Raw genomic sequence first — 18,243 nt, 5'->3', positions numbered from 1 at the left:
GTGAAATGCAAAATGACCATTATAAAAGCGCTTGGGGCCTTTAACTTCTCCCCCAAGCGCTTTTGATTTGTTCTGCCTGCTGCACCATGCGCTTGATCAGCTCAGATACCGTGGGGATATCCTGAATCAGGCCTGTCACCTGACCGGCCCAGCCAAAGCCAGCTTCCTCGTTGCCATCATGAATCCACCGCCGGTTAACTTCCCCGCTAATCCATGGCTTCAGCTTCTCATAACCGGGATCGCTGCGCTCCAGCTCCAGAATGCGCTCGGCGAAGGAGTTGCGCAGTACCCTGGCAGGAAATTGAATCGATTGCTTGATGATGGTGGTGTCCGCTTCCGAGCTCTGAACCAATGCACGCTGATAGGAAGCCGCCGCTGCGGTACATTCCTGTGTTGCGATAAAACGGGTGCCCATCAGGATTCCCTCCGCTCCCAAGGCCTGTGCCGCCATCCAGCCACGTCCGTCACCGATTCCTCCGGCTGCAATGACGGGGATTTGCACCGCATCCACCACGCGGGGAACCAGTACCATCGTCCCCACACCATCGCGTCCCAGATGTCCTCCCCCCTCGTGCCCGACGGCAATGACAGCCGAGGCGCCTAGCTGCTCGGCCTTCTGCGCCTGCCTGCGCGAGGACACCAGCACCAGGGTGGCGATTTCCGTAGCACTCAAGATTTGCAAAATCTCGGCTGGATTGCCCCCTGTTATGGAGACGACCGGGACCTGCTCTTCCATGATGATTTGCAGCCGCTCATGGAAATCGGCATGGTGCATGCCTAACGCCAGGTTCACCCCAAAGGGCTTGTCCGTAAGCGTCCGTGCCTGCCTAATCTCTTTACGCAGGACATCGGCATTCGGAAGGCTCATCGCGGTAATCTGCCCCAGCCCGCCTGCATTGGATACGGCTGCCGCCAGGCCCGCATCTCCCAGATAGGCCAGCCCGCCTTGAATAATGGGGTACTTGATATTCAATCGCCGGGTCAAACGTGTGCTCCAGTTCATCCATTTGTCCTCCATATCATAAATAGCAGTAAAAGCAGGCATCCGCCTGCCCAAAAATCCTGTGCCCTCAAGGTCAGCGGCCTGAATGTGCTTCTTCCCTGTCCATTCCCGAATGCCCTGGCCTCGATAGCCATCGTTAGCTGCTCGGCCCGCTGGATCGTTGTCATCAAGAGTGGAATGACGATGGGAATATACGCGAGCAGACGCTTTGGCATTCGCACCGCTGCCAGATCATAGCCCCGAGCCTTCTGGGCTATGATAATCCGCTCCAGTTCCTCCATAATCGTAGGGATGAAGCGAATCGCAATGACAACCATCAAGGAGACTTGGCTGACAGGCACTCGCAGTTTGGACAACGGGGATAACAGGCTCTCCAGGCCTTTCGCCAATATCAATGGCTTGGTGGTCAACGTTAATATTGAGGCTGCTACAATCAACAACACAAGGCGCCAGGTAACAGATACGCCCGCCCAAATGCCCTCCTGCGTTAGCATGATCCAGGACCAGGACCAGATCGTATGCGTCCCGGGTGTGGCGAAGATGTTATAGAGAAAAGTAAACAACAGAATAAGCCTTACAGGCCGCAGCATCTGCCAATAGCTAATCCACGGAACTTTGGACATCAGCGCCGTGAACAGCACAAACCCCGTAATGATCACAAATTGCCGCAGCGAGTGCAGAGACATTGCCCCCAGCATCACCAGCAGCATGCCAAGCAGCTTCGTTCGGGGATCAAGCCGGTGAAGCAACGAATCTCTGTCCATAAATTGCCCCAGAATCATCCTGCTGTTCATGTCTTAAGCCCTCTTCCTCTCGCCTGCCACACCGGAATGACACAGCGCAGAATATCCTGCTCCCGGCAGCCAGCCGGTTCTATGGGCTGCCCGGACAGTTCCTGGATCAGGTGCAGCAATTGTATGGCTTCCGGCAGCGGCAGCCCAGCCTGCTGCAACAATTCGGCATGGCTCAGAAACAAGCAGTCAGCCTGCTCATGTCCAAGAAGCCGTCCCTTATGAAGCACCAGCACCTCATCCGAATACTCTGCCACATCCTCCATATGATGCGAAATGAACAGCACCGTGCGCCGCTTCTCCTGCTGCCAGGCACGCAGCATTTGCAATATCTCCGCCCGGCCGGGTGCATCAAGCCCTGCTGTTGGTTCATCAAGAATCAGCAGCTTCGGGTCCGTCAGCAGCACCGATGCCAGCGCAACACGCCGCATTTGCCCTCCGCTTAGCTGAAAAGGCGCCAATGGCAGCAGTCCTTCATCCAGACCCACCAGCGGCAGCACGCCCCGAATGGCCTCGTCGATCTGCCGGGAAGACCAGCCTTGCATGCGAGGGGCAAAAGCAAGCTCCTTGGATACGGTAGTCTCAAAGATTTGACGCTCCGGCTGCTGAAACACCAGACCGATCTGCGGCAGGACTGCCACCCGGCCACGGGCATCCCGGGGCACAGGCTGTCCATGGATCGTATACGCTCCAGCAAACTCGGGAACAAGCCCTTTGAGCAGATGAGCTAGTGTGGATTTGCCAGCCCCGCTGGCTCCGATCACCGCGATCCACTTGCCCTCATCAAGGGTGCAGCTTATCTGCCGGAGAGCGGTCACCCCGGCATAGCTCACGCTTACTCCGTCTAATCGGTATGCCATTGCGTGCGAATCAGCTCCTTCCAATCCGGGCCGATAGCTGTCTCAATCCCTAGCGCCTGCTGCACCCGGGCAGCAAAGGGCTGCTGTAGGCCGTACTCGGCTAACGGCAGTGTGCGGAATGCCTCCGAAGGCAGTCCGTCAAAGGCAACTCGCCCTTGATGCAGCACCAGAACACGCTGGGCATGAAGGACTTCGTCCATATGATGAGTAATCTGCACGAGAGTCACCCCTTGGCGGCGCAGCTCCTGAAGGATATACATCATCTGCTGCCGACCCTGAGCATCCAGCATCGAGGTCGCTTCATCGAATATAATCATCTGCGGCCGCATAGCCAGGACGGCAGCAATGGCTGCCCGCTGCTTCTGGCCGCCGGATAACCGGTGCGGCTGAGCCTGTCTGTATTCCTCCATCTCAACGGCCCGCAAGACCTCATGGAGACGTGCATGCATCTCTTCGCGGGAAAGTCCGATATTTTCCATACCAAACACGATTTCATCCTCCACGGTCGTGGTGATGAACTGGTCATCCGGATGTTGAAAAACAATGCCCACCCGCACGTTCTCCCCCTTGCGAATTCGCCCCCGTCCAGGCGATTGCAAGCCTGCCATCAGCCGGGCCAGCGTGGACTTGCCAGAGCCATTGCCCCCGATGATGGACACGAACTCGCCCGCTTGCAGCGTCAAGCTCACCTGCTCCAGAACCGGCTGCCCAGCCCGGTAAAAGAAGTCTACCTGCTCCAATGCAATAAGCATCATCCCTCACCCCCGCTTCTCCAGCGCCCGAAAGCCAGCGCCGGATCATCGGTGGTCCACCGCTTGACGGGCTTCTGCCATAAGGTCACCGCTGTACCGTTAATGCCAAAAATTTCACCGGTCAAATGAGCGTCCGGCTGCTTCAGGAGCAGGTCGACAAAGCGGGCCACTTCCTCCGAAGTCCCTACATTCCAAAATTCGGGAAACGGCTCGTTGCGAAGGGCATGCTTGGCCTGCAAGTGTTCGATTACGGGGCTGGTCATATCGGTGAGTGCCGCCGGAGCCACGGCATTGACGCGGATACGCTCCCCTTTCAGCTCCTCCGCCAGCGTCCAGACCATCCCCAGCATCCCCGCCTTGGCGGCACTATAATTCACTTGCCCGGCGGAGCCCTGCAGTCCGGCTGTCGAGGTCATCAGCACGATATCCCCGCCGCGCCCGGACATATGGGGCAGCACTTCCCGGATGCAGTAGAAGGCGCCATTCAGATGCACATTCAGCACCGATTGCCATTCCTCCTCCGTCATTTGCTTGCATTTGCGGTCCCGCACCATGCCCGCATTATGAATGAGGACATCAACCGGGCCAGCTTCCTCGGCAATGGCCTTCATCATGGCTGCCACCTGTGTGGCATCTGCAACATCAGCGCAATAACCCAAGGCTTCCCCGCCCCGGGTATGTATCTCTTCTATAACCAGCTCAATCGCGTCTGGCCGCAAGCCGTTCACGGCTACCAGATACCCGCTTTGGGCAAGCTGGAGGGCCAGGCTGCGGCCAATTCCCCGGGTCGCGCCGGTAATAAGAGCCATTTTTCGAGCGGGTCTATTCACCATCCAAAGCCTCCCTCACAATGAGATATCCCCGGGCTACCAGATCGCCGCCTTCTTCAGTCACGTGAAGCTCAACCTTATCATCGACAGAAGCGTAGGCAAAATAAGCCGTGGTGTCCACAAGCAGCGGACGGATAAAGGTCATTTGGGAGGATTTGATCCAGGAGGCAGGGTGCTGGCTTAGATACAAGGAATGCGCCAAGCCCATAATGTACATCCCGTGCGCAATCGGACGCTCGAAGCCAGCTTGCTTCGCCGCATCAGGCTCAAGGTGAAGGGCGGATACATCGCCGGAAGCTGCTGCATATTGCCGCAGGGCCTCTTCTGTAATCTTCATTGCCTTATTCATCATCAGTTGGTCCCCCCTTCTCTGGAAATTAACACCGTGTCCGCTGTCACGGCCAACTCGCCCCGGCACCAGCATTCCAGCCGATGCGTATACAAGATGAGTTGGCCGCTGCGGCCTGCTTTTGTCTCGCATTTGATTAACGCCAACTCGCAAGCCAGTTGATCTCCCGCCTTCAAGGGCGTCTCATAGCGAAAGGACTGCTGACCATGAATCAGCGCCTTCTCCTTGGCCAGCCATGGTACCTCATCAGTATGCCAGAAGGTGATCGGCATCGTTGGCGGGGCCACAAGGCAGCCGTCCACTTGTTGCAAAGGAGCTGCTATGCTATGTCCATAGGTCATAATCGCTTCGGCTGTCAGACAATAGGGAAAAACAAGCCGGTTCATAGCGCGGCCTCTACCAGGGTGGCCATTCCCAATCCTCCGCCGACACCAAGCGCAGCCGCCCCGCGCTTAAAGGGCTTATGCAGCATCTCCGCATACAGACGGGTCATCAGAACCGCCCCGGATGCCCCATAAGGATGGCCCAAAGCCAGCGCCCCGCCGCCAGGATTCACTTTGTCCTGCGGAATCCCCAGCTCCTGCAAGGAACCCAGCACCTGAGCGGCAAAGGCTTCGTTAAATTCCACCACATCCAGGTCATCCACGGTTAGCTGATGTCTTTGCAGCAGACTGCGCAGCGCCGGGACCGGACCTAATCCCAGATAGTGCGGGTCCACTCCGACCACCCGCGTATCTACAACATGCAGCACCGGTTGCAGCTTGAGCTCGCGGCACTTCTCCGCCGACATGATGAGCACGAGCGCGGCTCCATCATTAATGGGACAGGCATTCCCCGCCGTGACCGTTCCCCCTTCGAGAAAAACAGGCCTAAGCTGGCGCAGCTTGTCCAGGCTGGTATCCGCTCGGGGACATTCATCTTCATCGATCAGCCTCTCTCCGGCCTGAATCGGTACGATCTCCTGCCGAAACCTTCCCGTCTGCTGAGACAGCACGGCCTTCTGATGGCTGCGCAGAGCATATACATCCTGGGCCTCCCTGGAGATGTCGCAGGCACGGGCCACATTCTCCGCCGCTACTCCCATCTCCGGATCACCATAAGCCGCAGGGGTAAACGGCGCCCGCGTGTACAGCTCGGGCACGCCCGTTAGCGTCTGCGGCTTGCGCATCCGCCATGGCGCCCGGCTCGTGCTCTCCACCCCTCCGGCCAAATAGATATCACCGGCCCCGCTTTGGATCAGCCGTGCGGCCAGATGAATCGCCTCCAGGCCGGAGCCGCACTGGCGATCAATCGTGACGCCGGGCACGCTAACAGGAAGCCCGGCCGCCAAAGCCGCAACCCGGGCGATATTTCCGCCCGGTCCAACCACATTGCCGATAATGACATCATCCACACGGTCCTGCGCCACTCCCGTCTCGGACAGCAGCTGACGGATGAGCGGAGCAAGCAGCGCTTCCGGCTCAAGCTCACTAAACACTCCCCCTATACGTCCAATAGGGGTGCGCTTCGCCATAACAATTACGGCCTTTGTCATAAGCTGCTATCTCCTTTCATCACTTCTATCATCTGCCGGCGGGCTATCTTGCCGCTGCTGGTATAGCTGAAGCGGTTCACGGCAATAAGCTCCTTGGGAATTTTATAGCTGGCCAATCGCTGGAGACAGTAGGCTTTGATGTCCTCCAGGCTCCAGCGCAAGCCCTTGCGCCATTGAATGATCGCCGTGACCTGCTCGCCCCAATGCTCATCCGGCTTGCCAAACACCATGACCTCCCGGATGGAAGGAATGCGCCGCAGCACCTGCTCCACTTCCTCCGGAAAAACCTTTAGCCCGCCTGTTTTAATCATATTTTGCAAACGCCCGGCCAGATAGAGCGTACCATGGTCGTCCATATGCACATAGTCTCCTGTTCTTAGCCAGCCGTCCCGAAACACCGCCTGCGTCTCCTCGGCTAAGCCATAATAGCCGGCAAACAGCATGGGGCTGCGAACATAAAGCAACCCGGCTGCTCCTGGCGACAGCTCGCGGAAATGCTCATCGCGGATGGACACCTCTACGCCCTTAAAGGGCTTGCCCAGGCAGCCCGGCTGCTGTTCCTGACTCGCATCGGCATAGCTGATATAGCTCGCCTCGGACGAGCCGTAATATTCATAAAGCCTGGTCCCGGCAAAGCGCTCCCGGCATCGCTTTTTGGAGCGCTCGGACCATAGCCCTCCCGAGCTGATTAACGCCCCGATGAAGTATTGACCGCCATCTGCTGCCTCAAGCAGCGCATCGATCATGGTCGGCACCACATACAAGATCATCCCCGGTATGCTGGCGCACAGCTTCAGCACATCTGTCGCCGCAAACCTCGTTTGCATATGAAAGGTGCCCCCGCCAACCAGGCATTGCATCAGGGCAAACAGCGAGATGGAATGAGCCAACGGCCCGGGAGCCATCACCTGCTTCATGTGACCTAGCTCAAAGGCCTGACCCGTAGCCTCAAAGCTACGCAGCCACGAGCTAGGTGTACGGGCATACCCTTTGGGCATACCTGTTGTCCCTGAGGTGAATCCGATGAACAACAGCTCATGCGCAGCTTCCATCACTAATCTTGGCTCTTGAGCAGCCAGCCACATATCATAACTTCCTGGCGGTTGGCCATCACCCGAGAAGGCAAAGCGCTCGCATCCATCGTCCTCCCCCGCCGCGATCCCGGTCAGGTCCTGATCATGAACCAGAACCTTGGGACTGCATTGCCGGATCACCGCAGCGACTTCGCAGGCACTCCATTTGGGATCAAGCACAACGGGCACTCCCCCGGCATAGAGAGTCCCAAGGAAGACCTCAACGAACTCTGCGCGATTCTGCGATAGAATGGCTACTTTATCACGAGTACCAAAGCCGGCCATTTTGCGCAGACCACAGGCCACCTTCTGCACCCGTTCTACCAGCTCCGAATATGTCAATGAGCCTCGCGCGTGGGAAATGGCGGTTTGATCCGGTTCCTTTATAGCATGATTCAAGATAGGCAACAGTAAGTTCATGTTCAATCACGTCCAGACTAAACTCAAGATGCTGAGCTATGTATTTTGTCCTCAATGGGACTGACCGCTCTAAGCTGCATCGCAATCAGACTTGCGGCCACTGCCTTGATCAGATCACCGGGAAGATATGCGGCTGCCCCCAGCAAGCCCGCCCAGATGGATGTATTCGTAATCAGCGCCATGACCGGAGCGCCAATCAGGTTCACCAGCAACACGCCAAAGCCAATATGAATGATTAGCATTTTCCAGGTTTTCAGGCTCCGCCATACCTTTTCTGTTGCCCAACCGATGGCATAAGCGGCAATGGGAAAGCTCAAAATATACCCGGCCGACGGACCAACCAGTGCAGCGAAGCCTCCCCGGCCACCGGACAATACCGGCAAGCCGATAGCCACTAAAATAATGAACAAGAGCAGGCTAATGGCTCCCGTTTTTCGGCCCAGAAAGGACCCGGCCAGCATAACCCCAAGTGTCTGCGCGGTAATCGGAACCGGGATAAATCCTAACGGAAGGGGCGGAAGCAGGCCTAGTACGGAAATGAATGCAGCTAACAGCGAGGCGTATACCAAATCCTTCGTCTTCATCGTTGTTCCTCCACCCATTGCGAAATGAGAAATGTATGCTTTGAATTATATTTCGCCGCTCGCCAATTGTAAACCACTTTTATCAGAAAAAGGTTAACAATACATCCAAATGTATTAAATCATTTTCTGATACTGCTTGACGAATCCCATGATTCTTCTGACCTGGTAGTATGACCATCTTGAAATACAGAAAAGAGCTGGCACCAGATATGTTTGGTGCCAGCTCTAATTTAACTTTGCTTCAAATTAACTTACTTTCATGAATTGGTGGATCCTTCTGGCCCTAGCCCTTTTTCATGAAGGTAATTTAACATAAGACTCCGCCACGCTTGGTTAGCAATAGAATCAGCAAACATAATATCAAACGCATGGGGGCCATATGGAAATTCAATCAAGGTAACATCAATTCCAGCAGCCTTAGCACGCTCTGCAAATCCCTTAACACTCTCCGGCACAACAACCGTATCCGCAGCTGGTTGAAGTATAAAGGTCGGCGGAGCGTTCTCAGAGAAATAAGTCTCTGCCGATATTGCAGCTAAACGTTCAGGATGATCATCAAATGCTCCTCCAATCAACTGCTCAAGCGCCTCTTTTAATGTTTCCTTGAGTGCAGGGGGATCTATTGCCGGATAGTCTACAGCAATCGCTGCAGGAACAGGAACATTATCTCCACTTTGTGCTTTACCTGCGGCAGCAGCATATCCGACTAAGGTTGCAAGATTTCCGCCTGCAGATTCCCCGGTCAATATAATTTTAGAGGTATCTCCATTCCACCTGCCAGCGTTCTCACCCACCCAGGCAAGGGCGCTGGATACGGCAGCTGGTGCGTCCTCCCAAGTCGGGTCACTAGGTGTAGAAAGAGGGTACTCCACATCAAATACAAGATATCCCTGTTTAGAGAAATAATAATCATCCGCAGCAAAATCCTCGAAGGTCCCCATTAGCCAACTTCCCCCATGGATATGCATAATGATCGGAGCTGGCTTGGACGAATTCTCAGGAGCAAATACAGCAATGGGATAAGTCTTGCCATTTGGCGCTGTATACTCCTCCAGTGCAGTCCGATCAGTAGGATTTTTAGAAGGAAACAACGCTTTTAATGCACTGGCTTTGCCTCCATGCTGCTTAATAAATTGAAGTTCATGAGTTACTATCCCCGTTGAACCAAACAAAGCAATCAAAGCAATGCTAGCCATAACCACCGGAACCGTCTTACGTCGTTTGATTGCTATATAACCAAGAACCCCAAAAGAAAACAAACTGATAACAACTATATACTGGCCTATAGTTGGCCACATGATATGACTAACCATAGCAAAATCGTTCGCTAACGGAGCAAACAGAAGCGTTCCCAACACAATCAGAAACACTAATACTGCAAAAAGAACAGCGAGTGCAATTGCAATTTTCCATAACCATTTTTTACTCTTTGCCCATGGGCTTAGTTCTTCCATCGGTTCACATCTCCTTCATCCTTCTCCAATGCTTGTTGCTTATATATGAATTGCATGCTTCTATTTTAACCTATTCTACCTGAGAATAAACACGAGATTCAACTCCCAGCTTATTGTATATATTTGTTAGATGAGCCTTCAACCGTGCATTCCGTATTTTCAAGTCAGATGTAACTCTTTTTTCTTTGATCCAACCTTTGTAAAAGCAACCCTGATAAACCTCCGCACGCCAACAAGCTGAACAGGCTGGCAACCCACTGAGTCGGTGTGGTCTCATAGTATCCTGCTACAGAAAATGCCGCAGTAATTGGATAGAGGGAGCGCATTGTATTTTGCATTCCTGCAAAAAGACCAAAAAACGAATAAATTTCAGCAAATATTAAAGCCAGCCAATAGCCCTTTTTTAACCGATACACCATAGCTATGACAGGAGATACCGCAAGGAAAAGGCCAAGACCCTCTATGAGATAGATTTTTGCAAAGCGAAGCACCATTCCAAGCTCAAGCAATGAGCTATGTAGAATTGCCTCTATGACACAGCGATCCATACTAATTTTGAGCGCTCTATTTGGCATACGGTCCTCCTATATCTCTTTTCTATTTTAGCGACAGCTGCTTTGAGTTGTTATATAGTCCACGTTCAATACCTATGCCCTTATTATATTTCTTTTATCTAAAATATACAGGGATGTTCATAAGCCGCTTTTGGGATTGACTCTTCTCTCTCTCAACTATATGCTTTTCTCATGAACAGCATGGACTCAGGGATGGAGGATCGAATCATTGAGTGCAGAAATTGTCGAGCTTCAAATTCCACCATTGCCTTATTATTTGGGCTCTGGCCGTTCGGAATTCTCTATAGGAGATCGTCACCCTAACCGCAAGAAGCTGGGGATCTATGACCTGTTGATCATGGTGAAAGGTGAACTGCATATCGGAGAGGATGGCCAGGAATGGACCTTGCAACAGGGCGATACCCTGCTCCTCGAACCGGACGCTGAGCATTACGCTGTGAAGCCTTGCGAGCAGGATACTATATTTTACTGGGTTCATTTCGAGCATCATCTACCGCCAATTCAACCCCAAGCGGAGGATGCGCCATCCCTATCGCGTCCCTTCAACAACGCCTATACACTACGCCTGCCCAAGCATGCGCAGCTATCCAGCCCTGCGGCAATTCATGCCCTGATGGAGCAGCTGCTTGCCTTGCCAATGACCCATTCGTTCTGGCAGGAGCAACGCTGCCTGACCGATCTGTTATCCATGCTGGAGGAAGGGGAAATTAGTGAAGCTGGATTGGCTGCAGCGCGACTGGCTGAGAAAGCCTCTGCCTACATTCGGGAGCATTATCGGGAGAAGGTTACCAACAAGGCTCTGTCCTCGGCTCTTCATTTTCATAGCAATTATATTGTCCGCTGCATGAAGTCGAGATATGGGCGTACCCCGCTGGAATATTTGCAGGATTTCCGCCTGGAGCAAGCCAAGCGGCTGTTAATCACCACGGAGTGGTCCATCGAACGGATCGCCGAGGAAATCGGTTTTCGCTATGCTCCCTATTTCTCGGCTTGCTTCAAGCAAAACGTAGGGATATCCCCTTTCCACTTCCGCAAGCAATACTTCAGTTAACTCAAAAAGGGACTGAGAATGTAAGACGCTCTCAATCCCTTTCCTTTATCCTCATGGTTGTATTAATCGACTCGTTCCTCGCCGGGAATTGGATAAATCTTAATTTTGTCAAAGATGTTATTCACGTTGTCCACCTCATTGTATTCCCCGGCTTTCGTAAGAATTCCATATTGAAGAGTACCTGCCATCCATCCATGGGAGTAGTAGACATAGTCTCCAATGTAAGCAGGACGCTCTCCCCATTCCTTGCTCACAGCCGGAACAATATTATTGATCACATCCGGTTCACCTGATGGTTTGGTTGTAACTTCTCCTTCCCAGACCTGCCACGCCGCATAATCACGAACCTCATAATAGCGGACATACTTGCTCTCTCGGGTGAAGAACCTTTTGGCTTGACCATAAGGGAAGTAATATTGCGTATTCCGTATATCCATGGTGAAACCCAGATGAGCTTTCAAGCTAATGTCAGGCAGCTCCAGAACTGCCTGACGTGCCACCGCTAGGTCGCTACTTTCCGTATCCGGATTTCTCGGGGCAGGATAAACGACGGCGGTTCTTGTCGTTGAATCCCAGAACGTCAACGTGTCCAGAGACTCCGCAATCAATCGCAAGGGCACATACACCGAGCCATTTACAATACGTGGAGCTTGGCTAGCTGCTATTTTTTCCGTTCCTTTCAGCGCTTCCTTGCTTCCAATAGTTAACTTAAGCGTTTCCCTGGATAAGGCATCGTGAACAGAAACAGTCTTGGTTGCATTGTCCCAATTCACCGTGAATAAAGGAATTTCACTAATGGCTCGAATCGGTACCATAGTCGTTTGATTGATGATAAGCGCCTTCTCATGGGTTAGGTTCTGCCCATTGATATTTAGATTCACCTCTGAATTTTCGGCTGACGCTGCACTGCTCCAGAATATTGCTGTTGCCAACAAAATGGAGAACATGAGAAAGCCCTGTTTTTTCATTAATCCATTATCTCCTTCGTATCGATAGTCCTCATAGATAAATATAAATCGCCTGCCTATTAATATATAAACTAAAAAACCGAAATGACCCAAATTGTTTTTGGGATCATTCGGCTTTTTGCAATTTCATGCTTGCTTATGCTGCTTATTCATATTCTAATTCTCTTACCTCTAATTTGGCCTTTAACCTCGGGTAAATTTGTTCATAGAGCTTCTTGCGCAAGATTTGATGAACCAACGCCAACATTAAAGTAATGACAATCAGAATAGCAGGCACAATATACAACATCGGGTTATCTACGAAGAACCCGATTACGTCGAAGGATGGATTGATCCACTTCCCATATACAAATGCCACTGCAATAATCAGGAACACAGGGGCGGCTACAATGCCAGACCATTTGTTGACAGCGTTCATCTTGCGATATACGGATTGATAGGTGTCTTCCTTAAGATATTCCTCCAGGAAAAAGCATTGCTTGTCAAAGGAATCGCTCTTTCTGACTGGCAATTGGTTCGTTGTAATATGCTTATGCAGCACATCCAGCTCGTGGCTGAATTCCAGCGTTTTTAACAGAATTCTTCCGACATTCATCGTACAGCACATCCTCAAAAATAGTATAATCAATTACAAAGACAATGTGATTATTATACTATCAACCGAGGTGCAAATCATTAGTATCCTGGTACTGTATTTGCGAAATACCGTTGTTCTCCTGGGCCTTAGGTATTATTTGCAATGGTTTCTATGCCTTTTTAGAACTCGCTATAGAGCAAGCCTTGAATCGGGCTACATAAGCTGCCGCCAATTCGGTAATCCGGTCGTAACGGCCCTCCTGGGCCGGGGCAGTCAGATTACCGCCAATGCCCACCGCCAGGCAGCCTGCCTTGAGCCACTGCTCCATGTTATCGAGATCAACTCCGCCTGTCGGCATCATGTTGACATGAGGCATCGGACCCTTCACCGCCTTGACGAAGCCGGGGCCATACGCGCTGCCCGGGAACAGCTTCACAATATCGGCTCCGTGCTTCAACGCCTCTTTGATTTCGCTTAGCGTCAGCACTCCCGGCATATAGGGAATACCGTACAGATTACATAGCTGGGCGGTCTCCTGATCAAAGAAAGGGCTAACCACAAACTCTGCGCCCGCCAGCATGGCAATCCGCGCAGTTACCGGATCAAGCACCGTGCCAGCGCCTACCAATGCCCGGTCGCCATATTCGGCGGTCAATCGCCGGATGACCTCCTGGGCATCTGGTGTTGTGAACGTCACCTCCAGGTTGGTGAGTCCACCATCCATACAAGCGGCGGCCATGTTGTAGGCTTCCTCCGCACTGTCTGCCCGGATGACCGCCACCACACCGCACTCCTGCAAACCTCCCAATACCTTGAGCTTCTTCATCGGTTCCTCCTTACAGCAATTCCAAGTATTTATTTAATGTATTCCGCACCGCACCCGGGGCCTCCAGCATTTCATAGAACATTTGCTCGATCTTCTCCCCCAACCCGGCGGAGTATAAGGAAACCCCAAAGATTTGCTCATCCTCCAGGATGGCGCGTATACCTGAGGTCGTGTCCCCCAGCTTAACTCCCGCCAGATGTCCTTGCAGCACCGCAAGCAAAGGGTCAGGACTTGGTGTGAACGGCTTGCCTGTATCATCGATCCCTGTCAAATAGCGGCACCAGGCAGCAATCGCCAGTGGAATTGCCGTCAGGCTTGCCGGATTCAGATCCTCTCTGCGAATATAGGATTTGATCGTCTCTCCAAACCGGATTCCTACCTTTTGTGAAGTATCCGACGCTATTCTTTGCGGTGAATCAGGAATAAACGGATTAGCGAACCGCTCCTGCAGTACCTCGTCGAGGAACTGCTTCGGATTAATAATGCCCGGATCAACCACAACCGGCAGCCCTTCGGCGTAGCCTATCGTTTCTACTAATTTGCGGAGTGTGGCATCCTTCATCGTATCCGAGATTAGGGTGTAGCCCAGAAGACAGCCCGTTACCGCAAGGGCGGTGTGAAGCGGATTCAAGCAGGTCGTCACCTTCATCGTCTCGACTTTATTGACCGTATCCCGGTCCGTCAGAATGATTCCTGCTTCCTCCAGGGGCGGACGGCCGCCTGCAAATTTGTCCTCAATCACCAGATATTCGCTGATCTCTGCATTAACGAAAGGAGCAATATAGGTATTTTGAGCGGTAATATCCACCTCCATCCCCCCAATCCCCTGCTCCAGCAACGCCGCCTGCACCTGTTCAGATGGGCGCGGTGTAATCTTATCGATCATGGACAAGGGGAAGGTGATCCGGCTCTCGTCTTCAAGGTAAGCGATAAAACCTGCTTCCACGAAGCCCTTCTTCACCCACTCCCGGGCAATTGTCACGACCGCGTGCTTGAGCTTGTCGCCGTTATGAGAGCAATTATCCATGCTGACAAAGCTCAGCGGATAAGCGCCTTTCAGATAGCGGCGGTACGCCAGTGCAGCAACCTTGCTCATGGTATGCTTCGGGGCAGCCGGGCCATTTTCAATGTCTTGCTTCGCGTTATCCAGATAGTCCCCATCGGGTCCGGTGAGGGCGTACCCCTTCTCCGTGATGGTGAAGCTGGCCATTTGCAGGCTCGGCTGCTCAAAGACGCTGATTAAGCGGGCATATTCAGCTTCCCAGGCCGGGTCCGCTGTAATCGTATCGACAATGCTGCCGACCACGCTCTTATAAAATTCCCCGCGAGCATTGATCAGCACAAGCAACGTTAAAATGCCGGAAGGCTTGCGATTGGTGTCCACCTTATCCAGATCATAGGAGTTGACGGCGATAATTCCGGTATCTGCTTTCCCGCTGTTAAGCAGGCGCTGATGGGCATTGGCTACGAAGCCCCGGAAGATGTTGCCCGCACCGAAATGAACCCACTGCGGCTTCTCCCGGGTGTTCTCCGTCACCTGAGCAATATCAAACTTCGGCAGCTCCACACCCGCAGAAGCCCAGGCAGAGGCTTCATGGCAAATACTGCTTAAAGATAAACGAAGCATTATTTTGCCTCCCTTGCATTCTCCAGACTGTCCCAAACCCCAAGCAAATACATAATACCCAGCGCGCGATCATACAGGCCATACCCCGGACGGCAATCAGCTTCTTCTCCCCATAGATGACGCCCGTGATCAGGACGTACATAACCGGTATAACCGCTTTCGTGATAGGCCTTGACCACTTCAGCAATATCTACGCTGCCGTCGCGTCCACGGTGGGATACCTCGATAAAGTCTCCGTTCTCAAATACCTTTACATTACGGATATGAGCAAAGTGAATCCGGTCATGGAATTCACGAATCATCGCCGGCAGATCATTGTCCGGATTTGTCCCCAGCGACCCGGTACAGAAGGTTAGACCATTGTATGGACTGTCCACGGCATCCAACATCCGGCGGATCGTATCACGGCTGCGGATAATGCGCGGCAAGCCAAAGATCGGCCATGCCGGATCATCCGGGTGAATTGCCATCTTGATATCCACTTCCTCACATACCGGAATAATCCGCTCCAGAAAATATTTCAGATTCTCAAACAGCTTTTCTTCCGACACATCGGCATAAGCCGCAAAGAGCTCATCAAGCTTGGCCAGCCGCTCAGGTTCCCAGCCCGGCATCGTAAACGCCCCGGCGCCAGCCAGAATCCGATCCACCATCTCCCGCGGATGATCAAGAATGGCAGCCTTTTCATAAAACAGTGCGTTAGATCCATCGGGAAGCTCTTTATATAGCTCCGTACGCGTCCAGTCAAAAATCGGCATGAAGTTGTAGCAGATTACCTTCACGCCTACTTTGGATAACTTACGGATCGTATCGATATAAATGTCAATATAATGATCGCGTGTAGGAAGGCCGATTTTAATATCATCATGAACATTAACGCTCTCCACAACGGCGGTGCTGAACCCTTTGCTCGCAATCTGATCTGCCACTTCCTGAATCTGTTCCATCTCCCAGACCTCTCCGGCTATCTTGTTGTGCAAAGACCAAACAATTCCCATAACTCCAGGAATTTGCCGAATATGGTCCAGTGTAATATTGTCGTTCCCTTCCCCATACCACCGCCATGTCATGTTCATTACAAATCAGGCCTCCCTTGAAATGATAAATATTCTTGTATACAAGATCGGTTTGATCATAAAACAGGTTCTTTTGTTTGTCAACACGGATTATTTCAGCAATCTGCTTTCTCTGCAAAACCAAATCATGTATACTAGATAAAAAAACAAAGCAGGAGTATAAATGTCAATTAAAGAGAAAATCAGAAATACCCTGAAACAAGAAATAGTTACGTTAAAGCTCAAGCCCGGCTCCATCTTAAGCGAGACCGCCTTATCCGAACGTTATCAAATTTCAAGGACTCCGCTTCGCGATGTGTTAAAGCAGCTTAGTCTGGAGTCCTATATCGATATTTATCCCAAAAAGGGCAACCTTGTTTCCTTCATTGATTTGAAATCGGTGGAGCAAATGATCTATTTGCGCAGTGTGCTGGAAAAGGAAATTATTAAAGAATTGTCCTCCCGCCTCCTGCTCACAGGTGTTCATGAGCTCAAGGAGATATTGAATCAGCAGCAGGCGGTGATCCATGAAGGCGAAGACAGTGAGCGGTTTCTGAATCTGGATGATGCCTTTCATCATTGCTTGTTCCGGTTGGCTGGCCGGGAGTTCCTGTGGGACCTCATTCAGCAGTCCAGTATCCATTACGCCAGATACCGCCGATTGCATATGTTAAGGAGGGAGAAGCTGGTGGAAATCCACCATGAGCATCAAACGATGCTGGAGCTTATGATGCATAAAGAAATGGACCAGCTAGATGCGCTGATCCATCACCACCTCAGGGAGGATATTAATTCACGGTACTTACAGGAAAATTTTGCGGAATATATTAAGCCTTGATCTACGCCAGGCTGTTGGCGATACCGACCACAATCCAGGACGCGATTAGAATGCCGTTCCCCATCATAAGCTGCTTCTTCGGCCCGGGGAAGCCCGTCCATTCTCCGTCCTTCAAGCCCCAGGCATTGCTAACGATCAGAGCCAGGCCGTTAAAGGCCAGCCAGCCCACACTGGAGCCGATTGGGCCAAGCAGCACCGTGGCCTTCGCATAGAAGCCCAGAGCAAAAAACCAGATCAATGCGGTTCCGATGGCCTTGGCATACGCCTTGCCACAGCCCGGCTTGGCATAATCGCGATAGGTCCGGTTCTGGATCAGCTTGAAGCAGGCATAGGCAAAGTTCGCCACAAAACCGCCGGATAAGGTAACCACCCACGGAATCAGGCTGGCGCTCGTCTCGGATACCCCATGTTCTGCAGCGATATCCAGCGTCCGGTTCGCATAGGTGAAGCCGATGTTCATAGCCGCCGAGCCAAGCCCGGCAATGGAAGCCATAAGCAGCCCTTGGGACAACGGTAATGACGGAGCGGAAGTCTGACCTTGACTTCCTCCCTGCTGCTTGAGCCGCTTCTCCTTATCCAGACCGGCCTTGGTAATCACCACAACCCCACCCAGCATGATGACCATGCCAGCAAGCAACATGATGAAGGAAGCTGCCCTTGGCAGATTGCCGAACAGAAGCAGCGGAATAAGCGAACCTAGCGAGGCAGAAATCCCCATATTTACACCATACGTCAGTGACACACCTATTGTATCCACCGCTTTGCCGAACAGAACGGAGCTAATCCCCCATAGCAAGCCACACAAGGAAGCCAGGCCAAGCACCTTAAGCGGAGTCTCGCGAACATAATCCAGAAATTCCGGGACTTCAATCCAGGTCCACAACCAGGGAACAAGTAAAATACCGACTACGGAAAAGACGACCCAGAAGGCCTCCCACGAAAAAGGTTGATATTTCTTCATGCCAAGTCCAAAACTTCCTTGAAAGAAACAAGCCAATAATAAGAGCAAAAACCCGGTCAACAATTGATTCTCTCTCCTCCTGCCTCGGTAAGAGGCTAGCTTTTATATGTACAAT

The 18,243-nt window shown here is 52.2% G+C and carries 20 protein-coding genes; 2 read left to right on the top strand and 18 right to left on the bottom strand.

Annotated elements, in window-relative coordinates; genetic code table 11:
- Window positions 1-40 precede the first annotated feature (40 nt).
- The 12 genes from C557_RS0104500 to C557_RS0104445 form a co-directional block, all read right to left on the bottom strand.
- Window positions 41-1,003 (bottom strand): NAD(P)H-dependent flavin oxidoreductase, encoded by a 963-nt coding sequence (locus C557_RS0104500; protein WP_018750636.1) that lies wholly within the window; start codon window positions 1,001-1,003, stop codon window positions 41-43.
- Complete coding sequence (locus C557_RS0104495) at window positions 1,000-1,797, bottom strand: energy-coupling factor transporter transmembrane component T family protein (protein ID WP_018750635.1); 798 nt, start codon at window positions 1,795-1,797, stop codon at window positions 1,000-1,002. Before C557_RS0104495 ends, C557_RS0104500 begins: the two co-directional genes overlap by 4 nt.
- Window positions 1,794-2,654 carry an ATP-binding cassette domain-containing protein gene (locus C557_RS0104490; RefSeq protein WP_018750634.1) on the bottom strand — a complete coding sequence of 287 codons (861 nt, stop codon included), beginning with the start codon at window positions 2,652-2,654 and terminating at the stop codon, window positions 1,794-1,796. The genes C557_RS0104495 and C557_RS0104490 overlap by 4 nt, the downstream gene beginning before the upstream one ends.
- Complete coding sequence (locus tag C557_RS0104485; protein ID WP_018750633.1) at window positions 2,639-3,409, bottom strand: ATP-binding cassette domain-containing protein; 771 nt, start codon at window positions 3,407-3,409, stop codon at window positions 2,639-2,641. The genes C557_RS0104490 and C557_RS0104485 overlap by 16 nt, the downstream gene beginning before the upstream one ends.
- The gene (locus C557_RS0104480; RefSeq protein WP_018750632.1) at window positions 3,406-4,239 is read right to left on the bottom strand and encodes an SDR family NAD(P)-dependent oxidoreductase; all 834 of its coding nucleotides are present in this window, start codon (window positions 4,237-4,239) and stop codon (window positions 3,406-3,408) included. Before C557_RS0104480 ends, C557_RS0104485 begins: the two co-directional genes overlap by 4 nt.
- Complete coding sequence (locus tag C557_RS0104475; RefSeq protein WP_018750631.1) at window positions 4,229-4,588, bottom strand: MaoC family dehydratase; 360 nt, start codon at window positions 4,586-4,588, stop codon at window positions 4,229-4,231. Before C557_RS0104475 ends, C557_RS0104480 begins: the two co-directional genes overlap by 11 nt.
- Window positions 4,588-4,971, bottom strand: a complete 384-nt coding sequence (locus C557_RS0104470; protein ID WP_018750630.1) for an FAS1-like dehydratase domain-containing protein — start codon at window positions 4,969-4,971, stop codon at window positions 4,588-4,590. The genes C557_RS0104475 and C557_RS0104470 overlap by 1 nt, the downstream gene beginning before the upstream one ends.
- Window positions 4,968-6,119, bottom strand: coding sequence for a thiolase family protein (locus tag C557_RS0104465; RefSeq protein ID WP_018750629.1), 1,152 nt, complete (start codon window positions 6,117-6,119; stop codon window positions 4,968-4,970). Before C557_RS0104465 ends, C557_RS0104470 begins: the two co-directional genes overlap by 4 nt.
- Window positions 6,116-7,612, bottom strand: a complete 1,497-nt coding sequence (locus tag C557_RS0104460) for a class I adenylate-forming enzyme family protein (RefSeq protein ID WP_018750628.1) — start codon at window positions 7,610-7,612, stop codon at window positions 6,116-6,118. The genes C557_RS0104465 and C557_RS0104460 overlap by 4 nt, the downstream gene beginning before the upstream one ends.
- Window positions 7,613-7,635: 23 nt before the next feature.
- Window positions 7,636-8,196: a biotin transporter BioY gene (locus C557_RS0104455; protein ID WP_018750627.1), complete on the bottom strand. Its 561-nt coding sequence runs from the start codon at window positions 8,194-8,196 to the stop codon at window positions 7,636-7,638.
- Between the two features lie 257 nt (window positions 8,197-8,453).
- Window positions 8,454-9,650, bottom strand: a complete 1,197-nt coding sequence (locus tag C557_RS24035; RefSeq protein ID WP_018750626.1) for an alpha/beta hydrolase — start codon at window positions 9,648-9,650, stop codon at window positions 8,454-8,456.
- A gap of 164 nt (window positions 9,651-9,814) precedes the next feature.
- Window positions 9,815-10,225 (bottom strand): ABC transporter permease, encoded by a 411-nt coding sequence (locus C557_RS0104445; protein ID WP_018750625.1) that lies wholly within the window; start codon window positions 10,223-10,225, stop codon window positions 9,815-9,817.
- Window positions 10,226-10,433: 208 nt separating this feature from the next.
- On the opposite strand from C557_RS0104445, the gene C557_RS0104440 reads away from it, so the two are divergent.
- Entirely contained in the window at window positions 10,434-11,276 is an 843-nt protein-coding gene (locus C557_RS0104440; protein ID WP_018750624.1) for an AraC family transcriptional regulator, read from the top strand.
- A 62-nt stretch (window positions 11,277-11,338) separates the two neighbouring features.
- Here C557_RS0104440 and C557_RS24030 read toward each other — a convergent pair whose 3' ends face one another.
- From C557_RS24030 to uxuA, 5 genes are all read right to left on the bottom strand, one after another.
- Window positions 11,339-12,244: a copper amine oxidase N-terminal domain-containing protein gene (locus tag C557_RS24030; RefSeq protein WP_018750623.1), complete on the bottom strand. Its 906-nt coding sequence runs from the start codon at window positions 12,242-12,244 to the stop codon at window positions 11,339-11,341.
- A 145-nt stretch (window positions 12,245-12,389) separates the two neighbouring features.
- Window positions 12,390-12,839, bottom strand: coding sequence for a DUF6097 family protein (locus C557_RS0104430; RefSeq protein ID WP_018750622.1), 450 nt, complete (start codon window positions 12,837-12,839; stop codon window positions 12,390-12,392).
- A 151-nt stretch (window positions 12,840-12,990) separates the two neighbouring features.
- The gene (locus C557_RS0104425) at window positions 12,991-13,647 is read right to left on the bottom strand and encodes a bifunctional 2-keto-4-hydroxyglutarate aldolase/2-keto-3-deoxy-6-phosphogluconate aldolase (RefSeq protein ID WP_018750621.1); all 657 of its coding nucleotides are present in this window, start codon (window positions 13,645-13,647) and stop codon (window positions 12,991-12,993) included.
- 10 nt (window positions 13,648-13,657) lie between these two features.
- Window positions 13,658-15,274, bottom strand: a complete 1,617-nt coding sequence (locus tag C557_RS0104420; RefSeq protein ID WP_018750620.1) for a mannitol dehydrogenase family protein — start codon at window positions 15,272-15,274, stop codon at window positions 13,658-13,660.
- Window positions 15,274-16,350 (bottom strand): mannonate dehydratase, encoded by a 1,077-nt coding sequence (uxuA, locus tag C557_RS0104415; RefSeq protein ID WP_018750619.1) that lies wholly within the window; start codon window positions 16,348-16,350, stop codon window positions 15,274-15,276. The genes C557_RS0104420 and uxuA overlap by 1 nt, the downstream gene beginning before the upstream one ends.
- Window positions 16,351-16,513: 163 nt before the next feature.
- On the opposite strand from uxuA, the gene C557_RS0104410 reads away from it, so the two are divergent.
- Window positions 16,514-17,167 carry a GntR family transcriptional regulator gene (locus C557_RS0104410; protein WP_018750618.1) on the top strand — a complete coding sequence of 218 codons (654 nt, stop codon included), beginning with the start codon at window positions 16,514-16,516 and terminating at the stop codon, window positions 17,165-17,167.
- 1 nt (window position 17,168) lies between these two features.
- Here the strand turns inward: C557_RS0104410 and C557_RS0104405 are convergent, their stop codons facing one another.
- Entirely contained in the window at window positions 17,169-18,188 is a 1,020-nt protein-coding gene (locus tag C557_RS0104405; protein WP_276202650.1) for an L-rhamnose/proton symporter RhaT, read from the bottom strand.
- Window positions 18,189-18,243: the final 55 nt, after the last annotated feature.

This window comes from Paenibacillus sanguinis 2301083 = DSM 16941 (assembly GCF_000374825.1).
In the GTDB taxonomy this organism is placed as follows: Bacteria; Bacillota; Bacilli; order Paenibacillales; family Paenibacillaceae; genus Fontibacillus; species Fontibacillus sanguinis.
This window is presented reverse-complemented; position numbering and strand designations above follow the sequence as displayed.